Genomic DNA, 11662 nt, shown 5'->3' with positions numbered 1-11662 from the left:
GAAGAGCCGGAGGAGGTTAATCATGACGAGCCCCGCTTATCCGTCCGGAAACCAGGCGGAAGACGAGCTCCGCAAACTGAACCGAGCGACGGTCGAAAAGTACATGCATACTCTCGGGCAAGACCGCCTGCGCCGGCACCTGCTCTTCACCGAGGACGGCGTAGGCGGTCTTTGGACCACAGACACCGGTGCCCCGATCGCCATCCGCGGCCGGGACCGGCTGGGCGAGCACGCGGTCTGGTCGCTGCGCTGCTTCCCTGACTGGGTCTGGACCAACATCCAGATCTTCGAGACACAGGACCCCAACTTCTTCTGGGTGGAGTGCGACGGCGAGGGCGCCATCCTCTTCCCCGGGTATCCCGACGGCCACTACAAGAACCACTTCCTGCACTCCTTCCTCCTGGAGAACGGGAAGATCAAGCTTCAGCGGGAGTTCATGAACCCGTTCGAGCAGTTGCGCGCACTGGGCATCCCCGTACCTGAGATCAAGCGCGAGGGCATTCCCACCTGAGCCGGAGGTAACGGCTCCACACATGTCGCACCTCCCGATCTGGCCGGGCGGGCGTCCTCGACCCCGCCCCGGCCCAGGTCCCTTTGACCAGTGGAGACCCATGGACAGCACCATGGCAGGACTCCGGCTCAGCGAAGCGCAGCAGCAGCCGGAGTGGAGCGACACCTCACAAGTCAAGCGCGTCAGTGAGGTCCTGGCGGCACGTCCCCCGCTCGTGCGGGCCGAAGACGTACGCACCTTACATACCCACCTCACCGAAGTGGCAGCGGGCAGGGCCCTGATCGTCCAGGCCGGGGACTGCGCCGAAGATCCAGAGGAGTGCACGGCGGAGCACATCAGCCGCAAGTCGGCCGCCCTGGACGTGATGGCCGGCGCCCTGAAAATGATCAGTCATAAACCGGTGATCCGGGTCGGCCGGATCGGCGGCCAGTTCGCCAAGCCGCGGTCCAGCCCGGTGGAGAAGGTCGGCGACCTGACCCTGCCCGCGTACCGCGGCCACCTGGTGAACGGCCCCGAGCCCACGATGGAGAGCAGGCGCCCGGACCCGCTGCGCCTCCTCACCGGCTACATGGCGGCCAGCGACATCATGGAGCACCTGGGCTGGCGCGGCCCGTTCTCCCGCGCCGTGAGCGACCCCCCGGTGTGGACCAGCCACGAGGCGCTGCTGCTGGATTATGAGTTTCCGATGCTGCGCCAGGACCCGGCCGGCGCGCTGACCCTGACCTCCACGCACTGGCCGTGGATCGGCGAACGCACCCGCCAGGTCAACGGCCCGCACATCGCCATGCTCGCCGAGGTGGACAACCCGGTGGCCTGCAAGGTGGGGCCCGGCGTCAGCCCGGAGGAGGCCCTCGCGCTGTGCGAGCAGCTCGACCCCGACCGCGTTCCCGGACGGCTGACCCTGATCGCCCGGATGGGCGCCGACGTGGTCGCCGAGAAGCTGCCCCCGCTGGTCGAGGCGGTGCGCTACGCGGGGCACCCGGTCATCTGGCTGTGCGACCCGATGCACGCCAACACGGTCCGCGCGGCCGACGGCCGCAAGACCCGCGTGGTGGAGACGCTGATGCGGGAGGTCCGCGACTTCGTGCGCGCGGTGGAGCACGCCGGTGGCCTGGCCGGCGGCCTGCACCTGGAGACCACCCCCGATGACGTCACCGAATGCGTCGCCGACTCGGCGGGCCTGGACTCGCTGGGTGATCGCTACGAAAGCCTGTGCGATCCGCGGCTGACGCTGTGGCAGGCGGTCTCGGTGATCTCGGCCTGGGGCGAGTGAGGCGGACGATCCGACCAGAAAGGACGGCCATGCCCGGCATACCCCCGATCGAGCCCTATCCCCTGCCCACCGCCGGCGACCTGCCCCGCAGCATCGCCACCTGGACGCCCGACCCCGAGCGCGCGGTGCTGCTGATCCACGACATGCAGCGGTACTTCCTCAGCCCGTTCCCCGGGCAGATGCGCGCCGAACTGATCCGAAATATCGCCCTGCTCCGAACCCGCGCCGCCGCGCTCGGCGTCCCCGTCGGATACACGGCGCAGCCCGGCGACATGACCGAGGAGCAGCGCGGGCTGCTCAAGGACTTCTGGGGCCCCGGCATGCGCCGGACCCCGGAAGAGCAGGCCGTGGTGGACGAGCTGACCCCCGCGCCCGGCGACTGGATGTTCGGCAAGCTGCGCTACAGCGCGTTCTTCCGTTCCGACCTGCTCGCGCGCATCCGCGAGAGCGGCCGGGACCAGTTGGTCATCTGCGGCGTGTACGCGCACGTCGGGATCCTGGCGACGGCGATCGAGTCCTACACGAACGATCTTCAGACGTTCCTCGCCGGGGACGCGATCGGCGACTTCACCGCCGCGTACCACCGGCTGACCCTCAACTACGCCGCCGAACGCTGCGCGGTGGTGGTCACGGCGAAGGAGGTGTTCCCATGACAGGACCGCTCCCCGGAGTGCGAACCGAGGGCGACCTGCTCGCCACGGTGGTGGACCTCCAGGCGACCGCCTTCGCGCTGCTGCACCGGCCGGAGACCAACCGTCCCGACCTCCTCGACGTGCTCGTCGGCGAGGTCACCACCGTGACCGCGCTGGCGGACATCCCGCTGCCCCGCGACACCGCGCAGGCGGACGGCGGGCCGCGGCACGAGGTACTGGCCCTCATCCCCTACCGGCAGATCCGCGAGCGGGGCTTCATCTGCGCCGACGACGGCGCCCCGCTGATCGCGATGATCGTGACCGGCCAGCGGACGGTACCGATCGCCGACGCCCTCGCCCGGATCCCCGACCTGCCGATCGCCGTCTCCGAGGGGCGCTTCGACGTCGCGGACGATGACTACGCCGAGACCGTGCGCCGGGTGATCAAGGAGGCGATCGGCGAGGGCGAGGGCGCGAACTTCGTGATCAAGCGGTCGTTCGTCGTCGAGATCGACGGCTACACGCCGCGCAGCGCCATGTCCCTGTTCCGCCGGCTGCTCCAAATGGAGTCCGGCGCGTACTGGACCTTCATCGTCCACACCGGCACCCGTACGTTCGTCGGCGCGTCGCCGGAGCGGCACATCACCCTGAACGACGGCGTCGTCACGATGAACCCCATCAGCGGCACCTACCGCTACCCGCCCTCCGGCCCGACCCTGCCGGGCGTCATGGACTTCCTCGCCGACCGCAAGGAGTCCGACGAGCTCTACATGGTCGTGGACGAAGAGCTGAAGATGATGACGCGGATCTGCGAGCCCGGGGTGCGGGTGGTCGGCCCGCGCCTGAAGGAGATGTCCCGGCTCGCGCACACCGAGTACGTCATCGAGGGCGACAGCCGCTGGGACGTACGCGACATCCTGCGCGAGTCGATGTTCGCGCCGACGGTCACCGGCAGCCCGCTGGAGAACGCCTGCCGGGTCATCGGCCGGCACGAACCGCAGGGCCGCGGCTACTACAGCGGCGTCGCCGCGCTGATCGGCCGCGACGCGAACGGCGAGCGCACGCTCGACTCCTCCATCCTCATCCGCACCGCCGACATCGACAGCCAGGGCCAGGCGCGGATCGGGGTGGGGGCGACGCTGGTCCGCCACTCCGACCCGCTCGCGGAGGTCGCCGAGACCAACGCCAAGGCGGCGGGCCTGCTCGCCGCCCTGCGCATGCCCCAGGCCGAGCAGCTCGGCACGCACCCCGACGTCCGTGACGCGCTGGAGCGGCGCAACGCCACCATCGCGGGCTTCTGGCTGGGCTCCACGCCCAGGCGCACGCCCGCGATCCCGGGGCTGGCCGGCCGCAGAACGCTGATCATCGACGCCGAGGACACCTTCACCTCGATGCTCGACCACCAGCTCCGCTCGCTCGACATGCCGGTGACCGTGCGCGGGCACGGCGAGAGCCTGTCGTTCGAGGGCTACGACTTCGTGGTGCTCGGACCCGGCCCCGGCGACCCCCGCGACGAGACCCATCCCAAGATCGCCTACCTGCGGGCGGCGGTGGACGCGCTGCTGCGCGAGCGCCGGCCGTTCCTCGCGGTCTGCCTGAGCCACCAGGTCCTGAGCATCCGGCTCGGCTTCGAGGTGCGCCGCAAGGAGGCCCCCAACCAGGGGCTGCAAATGGAGATCGACCTGTTCGGCGAGCCCGAGCGGGTCGGCTTCTACAACACCTTCGCGGCCCGCTCGGAGCTGGACACGGCGGCGATCGGCGGCGTCGGCACGGTACGGATCTGCCGTGACCCGGTGACCGGCGAGGTACACGCGTTGCACGGCCCGCGCTTCTCCTCCCTCCAGTTCCACGCGGAGTCCGTGCTCACCCAGAACGGACCACGCATCCTCGGCTCCTCCATCGAAAGGGCGCTGAGCACATGACGGTGAACCAGACCGCACAACGCGGCCACACCTACGTGGTCGTGGACGCCTTCAGCGACACCCCGCTCCAGGGCAACCCGGTCGCGGTGTTCTTCGACGCCGACGACCTCGACGCGGGCCGGATGCAGAGCATCGCCAGGGAGATGAACCTGTCGGAGGTGACGTTCGTCCTTTCCCCCAAGCAGGGCGGCGACGCGCACATCCGCGTGTTCACCCCGGTCAACGAGCTTCCGTTCGCCGGCCACCCGCTGCTCGGCACGGCCGTCGCGCTGGGCGAGACGTTCCCCGGCGACCGGCTCCGGCTGGAGACCGCCATGGGGGTCATCGACTTCGCGCTGCGCCGTGCCGGCGGGAAGGTCGTCGCCGCCGAGATGGAACAGCCGATCCCGGTGTGGACGAAGTTCGACCGCGCGGACGAGCTGCTGGCCGCCCTCGGCGTCGCCGAGCCCGAGTTGCCCGTGGAGATCTACGCGAACGGGCCGCGGCACGTGTTCGTGGGGCTGCCCAGCGTGCCCGCGCTGTCGGCGGTCAACCCCGACCACCGGGCGCTGGCCGTGTTCCCCGACATGGCCACCAACTGTTACGCCGGTTCCGGCACGAGCTGGCGGAGCCGGATGTTCTCGCCCGCGTACGGGGTGACCGAGGACGCGGCGACCGGCTCGGCCGCCGGGCCGCTCGCCATCCATCTGGCCCGGCACGGCCGGGTGCGGTTCGGCCAGTGGATCGACATCCACCAGGGGGTCGAGATGGGCCGCCCCTCGCTGATGCGGGCCCGCGCGGACGGCGTGGGCGACCACATCGCGTCGGTGCGGGTCGAAGGCTCGGGCGTCACCGTCGCCCGCGGCCTGATCTACGTCTGAGGCGCCCCGGCGCCCCTCACCGGGAGGTGAACGTGAGCAGCAAGTTCGAGACCATCAGCGGGAGCACGGACCGCGCTTTTCCGGAGTACGACCTGCCGCCTGCCGAACCGCTCGGCCTGGCCCAGCAGTGGATCTCCACCGCGAAGGAGCTGGGCGTGCGCGAGCCGCTGGCCCTCGCGCTCGCCACCGCGGACGGCGACGGCCACGCCTCCAACCGGATGGTCGCCATCGTCGACGTCTCCGCCCGGGGCGTGATCTTCACCAGCCACCTCACCAGCAGGAAGGCGCGCGACATCGCGGCGACCGGCTGGGGTTCGGGGATGCTCTACTGGCGCGAGACCGCGCAGCAGTTGAGCATCTCCGGGCCGATCGTACGGCTGAGCGACTCCGAGGAGGAGGCGCTGTGGAACGCCCGCCCGGTACCGCTGCACTCCATGACCACGGCCTCGCGGCAGAGCGAGGCGTTCACCGACTTCGCGGACATCGCCCGGCTGCGTGAGGAGGCCGAGCGCCTGGGCGCGTCCGGGCTTCCGCTGCCGCGCCCGCCGCGGTTCGCCGCCTTCCGCCTGGAACCGGTCGTCGTCGAGTTCTGGGCCGCCGCGTCCGACCGGCTGCACCGCAGGCTGCGCTACGAGCGGCGCACGGACGGCTGGGAGGTCGCGCGGCTCCAGCCCTGACCGTCCGTCCCCGACCACCCCTCTCCAACAGATCACATGATAAGAAAGGCGAACTCTGTGTCCCAAACCACTACTCACACCGCCGGCGGCCATAGCGCCGAAGCCCGGTTCGATGCGATCGTCATCGGCGCCGGGTTCGGCGGGATCTACGCGGTGCACAAGCTCCGCAACGAGCTGGGCCTGCGGGTCCGCTGCTTCGACAAGGCGGACGGCGTCGGCGGCACCTGGTACTGGAACCGTTATCCCGGCGCCATGTCCGACACGGAGAGTCTGGTATATCGGTACTCCTTCGACCGGGAGCTGGCCCAGGAACTCGCCTGGAACCGGCGCTACATTCCACAGCGGGACATCCTGGGTTATCTACAGGCCGTCGTGGACCGGTACGACCTGGGCAAGGACATCCAGCTCAACACCACCGTCGAGGCCGCCGTCTATGATGAGGAGGCCAAACTGTGGACGGTGACAACAGACGGCGGCGAGTCGTTCTCGGCCCGCTACCTGGTCTCCGCGCTCGGCCCGTTATCAGCCGCCAACTTCCCGGACATCAAGGGCAGGGACACCTTCCAGGGCCGGCTGGTCCACACCGGCTCCTGGCCCGACGACCTCTCCATCGAGGGCAAGCGGGTGGGTCTCATCGGCACCGGCTCGACCGGGACGCAGTTCGTCTGCGCGGCGTCCAAGATCGCTGAGCACCTGACGGTGTTCCAGCGGACGCCGCAGTACAACGTCCCGTCCGGCAACGCGCCGGTGAGCCCGGAGTACCTGGCCGAGTACCGCGCCAACTACGACGAGATCTGGCGGCAGGTGCGCCGGTCGCGGGTGGCGTGCGGGTTCGAGGAGAGCGACGTCCCGGCCATGAGCGTGTCGGAGGAGGAGCGCCGGCGGGTGTTCCAGGAGAACTGGGACAAGGGCAACGGCTTCCGGTTCATGTTCGGCACGTTCTCCGACATCGCCACCGACCCGGCCGCCAACGAGGCCGCGGCCGAGTTCATCAGGTCGAAGATCAAGGAGATCGTGCGGGACCCGGAGACCGCGCGCAAGCTCAGCCCCACGGACCCGTACGCCAAGCGTCCGATCTGCAACGAGGACTACTACGAGAGCTTCAACCGTGACAACGTCACGCTCGTCAGCATCAAGGAGAACCCGATCCGGGAGATCACGCCCACCGGCGTGATCACCGAGGACGGCGTCGAGCACCCGCTGGACGTCCTGGTGTTCGCGACGGGCTTCGACGCGGTGGACGGCAGCTACAAGCGGATGGACATCCGGGGCCGTGGCGGCCTGAGCATGAACGAGCACTGGTCCGACGGCCCGACCAGCTACCTGGGCCTGGCCGTCACCGGCTTCCCGAACATGTTCATGATCCTCGGTCCGAACAGCGTGTTCAGCAACCTGCCCCCGGCCATCGAGACCCAGGTCGAGTGGCTCACCGAGCTGATCGGCGCGGCGGAGGCGGCCGGCCGGCCGGCCGTCGAGGCGGTCAGGGCCGCCGAGGAGACCTGGACGGTCACCTGCCAGCAGTCGGCGGACTTCACGCTCTTCCCCAAGGTCGATTCGTGGATCTTCGGGGCCAACATCCCGGGCAAGAAGAACAGGGCGATGTTCTACTTCGGCGGGCTGGCGTCCTACCGTGAGAAGCTCGACGCCGTGGTCACCGGCGGTTACGAAGGCTTCACCATGCAGTAGTGCGGAGTAGCACGGCTTCGGCCATGCGGTTGAGGACGATTCGGGTTTTGCCCGAATCGTCCTCTTTAGTTATTAATTCCGCGTCCTGGGGGTGTGCATTGCACAGATCCGCACCAAGCCGAATTCCTTGTTAGGGCCCCCGGGGGGGCGTTAACATATGGAGCATGAGTGAAACGACGATTCGCACCGACGACCAGCTCGCCACTTTCATCAACGTCATCGACGTGGACCCGGCGAAGCAGCAGGAGCTCATCGCCGTCCTGAACGAGGGGACGGAAAAGGTGATTTCCCAGAAGCCGGGATTCGTCTCGGTCAACATCATCGCCAGCAAGGACGGCAAGCGGGTCATCAACTACGCACAGTGGCGTAGCCCGGCCGACGTTCAGGCCCTCCTGAGCGACCCCGAGGCGCAGGCCTTCGCCAAGAGGGTCGCCGAGCTGGGCACCCCCGGTCCCGGCCTGTACTCCGTGAACGCCATCCACCACGCCTGACCTCCCGGGCACTCAGGGCTTACGCCATTCCCGGGCAGGAAGCCCCCCGGCGGGCCGCCCCGCCGGGGTCCAGTCCTCGCCCCTCATCGGCGCAGGGAGCACCTCTGTCATGAGCACCCAGGACACCGCTGACATCGTGATCGCCGGCGCCGGAATCGGGGGGCTGAGCGCGGCCCTCGCCCTGCACGCCCACGGCATCCGGGCTCTCCTGCTGGAGGCGGTCGATGACATCCGGCCGCTCGGCGTGGGCATCAACATCCAGCCCGCGGCCATCGCCGAACTGACCGCCCTCGGCCTGGGCGACGCGCTCGCGGAGACCGGCATCCCCACCCGCGAGCACCTCTACCTGGACAATCACGGAACGACTCTGTGGGCCGAGCCGCGTGGCATCGCGGCCGGGCACTCCAGCCCGCAGTACTCGTTGCACCGCGGCGAGCTACAGGTGATGCTGCTCAACGCGGTGCGCGAACGGCTCGGCGACGACGCCGTGCGCACCGGCGTCCAGGTCTGCGGCTTCGAAGAGACCGGCGGCGGCGTCCGCGTCCATGCCCACAGTCGCTCCACCGGCGCCGCCGCCTTCCAAGGGGCCGCCCTGATCGGCGCCGACGGCGCCCGCTCGGCGGTCCTCGCGCAGCTCCACCCCGGCGCCGGGAAGATCTCCCCCGGGGGCGTGCGGATGTGGCGCGGCGTCACCGAGATGGACGAGTTCCTCGACGGCCGCACCATGATCCTGGTCAACGACCGCAAGACCACCAGGATCATCGCCTACCCCATGTCCGCGCGACACTTCCGGCGCGGAAAGGCCCTGGTCAACTGGGTGTGCATCGTCTCCATGCGCACCGACGCCGACGACGTCCAAAGCCGCGCGGGCAGCGTCGAAGAGGTCCTGCCCTACTACGCGAACTGGGACCTCGGGTGGCTCGACATCACGGACCTGCTGTCCCGCAGCGAGCGGATCCTGACCTACCCGATGGTGGACCGCGACCCGCTGCCGGTCTGGGGCCGCGGCCGGGTGACCCTGCTCGGCGACGCGGCGCACCTGATGTACCCGATCGGGGCCAACGGCGGCTCACAGGCGATCCTGGACGCCACCACCCTGGCCACCGAGCTGGCGGCCGGAGGTGACATCCCCGCCGCCCTGCAACGCTACGAGGCGGTCCGCCGACCGGCGACGACGGCCATCGTGCTCGCCAACCGCAACATGGACGGCGCCGAGCGCGCGGTCGCGCAGGGTGACCGCGGCGACCAGGGAAGCGCCCTCGCCGAGATCACCAGCAGCTATCGCGCGGTGGTCGAACAGCGCCGGCCGGCTAATTGAACAAAAGACGGCACGACAAATACCCGGAGCCCATCGATAAATGCGGTCGAATTCATCCGGCCACACCGGGAACGCATCCGGTAAGAGCACCCGCCACTTCCCTGGCACTCGTCGAGTCTTCACCTCCGGGTCGGGGAACCACATTTGAAAAAGCAGAGACCGCCGGCGTGGCAATGAATTGCCCGCGCCGGTCACCGGCGGCCTCTGCGCGACCGATCGTGTCACCGACTATGACGTACCGCTCCAAGAAAAGGTGACATCCTGGCCCGCCCCCCCTGGCCCGGCCGGCGCCCCCCCACCGCCGGCCGGGCCCACCTCCCGCTCTTGCCCGATCAGGCCCGCCCGTCCGGATGGGCGGGCCAGGGCTCGGCGTCGGGCCGTGGCGCGGCGAGCGCCAAGATCTCGGACCTGGCCTCCGCCAGCGATCGGCGGCCGAGCACCTGGAAGCGGGCCAGCTTCGGCACGTCGCCCGCCCTGGTCATCTCGGCGTGGATCACGTGCAGGTTGTCCTCGGGCACGCCCAGCTCGGTGAAGTAGGCGCGTAGGTAGCACGTCTGGAAGTCGAAGTCCTCGCGGGGCGTGCCGGGCAGGTAGCAGCCGCCCCGCGCGGTGACCACCACCACCTCGGTGTCGCGGAGCACGCTCTCCCCGGTCACGGCGTCGGTGAAGGCGCCGGGAAAGGTGATCCGGTCGATCCACGCCTTCAGCGCGGCGGGCACCGAGAAGTTGTACATCGGGACGCCGAGCAGCACCGTGCCCGCGGCGCGGACCTCGTTGATCAACGGCAGCGTGAGCGACCACTCCCGGGCCTCGCCCGGCCCTTCGGCCAGCGCGGACACCGCGCCCAGCGGAACGTTGCCGCGCCGTTCGCTGCGCAGGCCGAGGGCGACGAAGTCGGACGAGATCAACGACACCGGGTGGGCCGCCAGGTCGCGGTACCGGTATTCGGCGCCGGGGTGCCGCCGACGCCAGGTCTCCGCGAACAGGGCGGTGAGCTGACGGCTGGTCGAGTCGCCGGGGCGGCTGGCGCTGGAGTCGAGGTGCAGCAGGGACCGGGCCGGGCCGCCGGGCTCGCGCAGCCGGCCGGGAGCGTGCTGCTGGAGATAGATATCCGACATTTCCTATTGCTCTCAGTAATCGTCTCTGGTCGTTGGCCGTCATCTAGGTGACGCAGGGTGACCATGAAAGGTGACCTGAGCGCAGGTAAAATCTCGCCCGCTCGCCGGCGCGGGCGGGGATCAGGCGTGCAGGGCGTCGCGAAGGGTGTGGATCGCCTGGTCGATCGCCGCCTGGGCGGCATTGGTCTCCCGCAGGGCGTTCAGCATCACGAAGTCGTGGATGACGCCCGCGTAGCGGGTCGCGGTCACCGGGACCCCGGCCTGGCGGAGCTTGGCGGCGTACGCCTCGCCCTCGTCGCGCAGGACGTCGGCCTCGGCGGTGATGACCAGCGCCGGGGGCAGCCCGGCCAGCTCGTCGTGGGTGGCCCGCAGCGGGGAGGCGGTGATCTCGGCGCGCTGGGCGGGGTCGGTGGTGTACTGGTCCCAGAACCACTGCATGCCGTCGCGGCGCAGGAAGTAGCCCTCGGCGAACTGCTGGTAGGAACCGGTGTCGAAGGCGGCGTCGGTGACCGGGTAGAACAGCACCTGGGCGCGCAGCGGCGGCAGGTCGCCGCGCTGCTTGGCCATCAGGGTCAGCGCAATGGCCATGTTGCCGCCGACCGAGTCGCCGGCCACCGCGATCCGGGTGGCGTCCAGCCCACTGGCGGCGCCTTCGGCGGCGACCCAGCGGGCCACGGCGTAGTTCTGCTCGATCGCCACGGGGTAGCGCGCCTCCGGCGAGCGGTCGTACTCGGGGAAGACGACGGCCGCCCCGGTGCCGATGGCCAGTTCACGGACCAGCCGGTCGTGGGTGTGGGCGTTGCCGAACACCCAGCCGGCGCCGTGGATGTAGATGATGACCGGCAGCGGGCCGGTGGCCCCTTGCGGCTTGACGATGCGGGCCTGGACCGATCCGGTCGGGCCGCCGGCCAGGGTGACCCATTCCTCGTCCACTTCCGGCTTGGCGACGTCGCCGGCCTGGACGTCGTCGACGGTGGCGCGGCCCTGGTCCACAGGGATCTGGAAGAGGTAGGGCGGGTTGGCGGTGGCCTCGGCGAACGCGGCGGCGGCCGGTTCGAGGACAACGGCGGTCATCGGAGTGCTCCCTTGCTCGGTCCCCCGGTGGGGGTGGTTCTTCGTACGAGCAAGACACTAGAACACGTTTCCCTCGTGCGCAAGCTAATCAGAATCAATT

11 protein-coding genes are annotated in these 11662 nt (G+C 69.7%); 9 read left to right on the top strand and 2 right to left on the bottom strand.

Annotated features, from left to right (window positions below):
* Nucleotides 1-22: 22 nt before the first annotated feature.
* From ACH34R_RS23645 to ACH34R_RS23605, 9 genes are all read left to right on the top strand, one after another.
* Nucleotides 23-511 (top strand): PhzA/PhzB family protein, encoded by a 489-nt coding sequence (locus ACH34R_RS23645; RefSeq protein ID WP_111170293.1) that lies wholly within the window; start codon nucleotides 23-25, stop codon nucleotides 509-511.
* A gap of 100 nt (nucleotides 512-611) precedes the next feature.
* The gene (locus tag ACH34R_RS23640) at nucleotides 612-1784 is read left to right on the top strand and encodes a 3-deoxy-7-phosphoheptulonate synthase (RefSeq protein ID WP_397563684.1); all 1173 of its coding nucleotides are present in this window, start codon (nucleotides 612-614) and stop codon (nucleotides 1782-1784) included.
* A gap of 29 nt (nucleotides 1785-1813) precedes the next feature.
* Nucleotides 1814-2437, top strand: a complete 624-nt coding sequence (locus ACH34R_RS23635) for an isochorismatase family protein (protein WP_397563683.1) — start codon at nucleotides 1814-1816, stop codon at nucleotides 2435-2437.
* Nucleotides 2434-4338 carry an anthranilate synthase family protein gene (locus tag ACH34R_RS23630; RefSeq protein ID WP_397563682.1) on the top strand — a complete coding sequence of 635 codons (1905 nt, stop codon included), beginning with the start codon at nucleotides 2434-2436 and terminating at the stop codon, nucleotides 4336-4338. The genes ACH34R_RS23635 and ACH34R_RS23630 overlap by 4 nt, the downstream gene beginning before the upstream one ends.
* Nucleotides 4335-5198, top strand: a complete 864-nt coding sequence (locus tag ACH34R_RS23625) for a PhzF family phenazine biosynthesis isomerase (RefSeq protein WP_397563681.1) — start codon at nucleotides 4335-4337, stop codon at nucleotides 5196-5198. The genes ACH34R_RS23630 and ACH34R_RS23625 overlap by 4 nt, the downstream gene beginning before the upstream one ends.
* Before the next feature lie 32 nt (nucleotides 5199-5230).
* Nucleotides 5231-5875, top strand: a complete 645-nt coding sequence (phzG, locus tag ACH34R_RS23620) for a phenazine biosynthesis FMN-dependent oxidase PhzG (protein ID WP_397563680.1) — start codon at nucleotides 5231-5233, stop codon at nucleotides 5873-5875.
* Nucleotides 5876-5932: 57 nt separating this feature from the next.
* A complete protein-coding gene (locus ACH34R_RS23615; protein WP_397563679.1) occupies nucleotides 5933-7561 on the top strand; it encodes a flavin-containing monooxygenase in 1629 nt (542 codons plus the stop codon).
* 164 nt (nucleotides 7562-7725) lie between these two features.
* Nucleotides 7726-8052 carry an antibiotic biosynthesis monooxygenase family protein gene (locus ACH34R_RS23610; protein WP_397563678.1) on the top strand — a complete coding sequence of 109 codons (327 nt, stop codon included), beginning with the start codon at nucleotides 7726-7728 and terminating at the stop codon, nucleotides 8050-8052.
* A 109-nt stretch (nucleotides 8053-8161) separates the two neighbouring features.
* The gene (locus ACH34R_RS23605; RefSeq protein ID WP_397563677.1) at nucleotides 8162-9370 is read left to right on the top strand and encodes an FAD-dependent monooxygenase; all 1209 of its coding nucleotides are present in this window, start codon (nucleotides 8162-8164) and stop codon (nucleotides 9368-9370) included.
* Nucleotides 9371-9702: 332 nt separating this feature from the next.
* On the opposite strand, the gene ACH34R_RS23600 is transcribed toward ACH34R_RS23605, so the two are convergent.
* Nucleotides 9703-10488 carry an FMN-dependent NADH-azoreductase gene (locus ACH34R_RS23600; protein ID WP_397563676.1) on the bottom strand — a complete coding sequence of 262 codons (786 nt, stop codon included), beginning with the start codon at nucleotides 10486-10488 and terminating at the stop codon, nucleotides 9703-9705.
* Between the two features lie 120 nt (nucleotides 10489-10608).
* A complete protein-coding gene (locus tag ACH34R_RS23595) occupies nucleotides 10609-11562 on the bottom strand; it encodes an alpha/beta hydrolase (RefSeq protein WP_397563675.1) in 954 nt (317 codons plus the stop codon).
* Nucleotides 11563-11662 lie beyond the last annotated feature (100 nt).

The sequence above is a fragment of the Spongiactinospora sp. 9N601 genome, assembly GCF_044326295.1.
Classification (GTDB): Bacteria; Actinomycetota; Actinomycetes; order Streptosporangiales; family Streptosporangiaceae; genus Spongiactinospora; species Spongiactinospora gelatinilytica.
This window is presented reverse-complemented; position numbering and strand designations above follow the sequence as displayed.

Bases quoted from the DNA above. Each gene is read 5' to 3' on its own strand.
- ACH34R_RS23645 (WP_111170293.1), top strand. From the start codon at position 23: ATGACGAGCCCCGCTTATCCGTCCGGAAACCAGGCGGAAGACGAGCTC.
- ACH34R_RS23640 (WP_397563684.1), top strand. From the start codon at position 612: ATGGACAGCACCATGGCAGGACTCCGGCTCAGCGAAGCGCAGCAGCAG.
- ACH34R_RS23635 (WP_397563683.1), top strand. From the start codon at position 1,814: ATGCCCGGCATACCCCCGATCGAGCCCTATCCCCTGCCCACCGCCGGC.
- ACH34R_RS23630 (WP_397563682.1), top strand. From the start codon at position 2,434: ATGACAGGACCGCTCCCCGGAGTGCGAACCGAGGGCGACCTGCTCGCC.
- ACH34R_RS23625 (WP_397563681.1), top strand. From the start codon at position 4,335: ATGACGGTGAACCAGACCGCACAACGCGGCCACACCTACGTGGTCGTG.
- ACH34R_RS23610 (WP_397563678.1), top strand. From the start codon at position 7,726: ATGAGTGAAACGACGATTCGCACCGACGACCAGCTCGCCACTTTCATC.
- ACH34R_RS23605 (WP_397563677.1), top strand. From the start codon at position 8,162: ATGAGCACCCAGGACACCGCTGACATCGTGATCGCCGGCGCCGGAATC.
- ACH34R_RS23600 (WP_397563676.1), bottom strand. From the start codon at position 10,488: ATGTCGGATATCTATCTCCAGCAGCACGCTCCCGGCCGGCTGCGCGAG.
- ACH34R_RS23595 (WP_397563675.1), bottom strand. From the start codon at position 11,562: ATGACCGCCGTTGTCCTCGAACCGGCCGCCGCCGCGTTCGCCGAGGCC.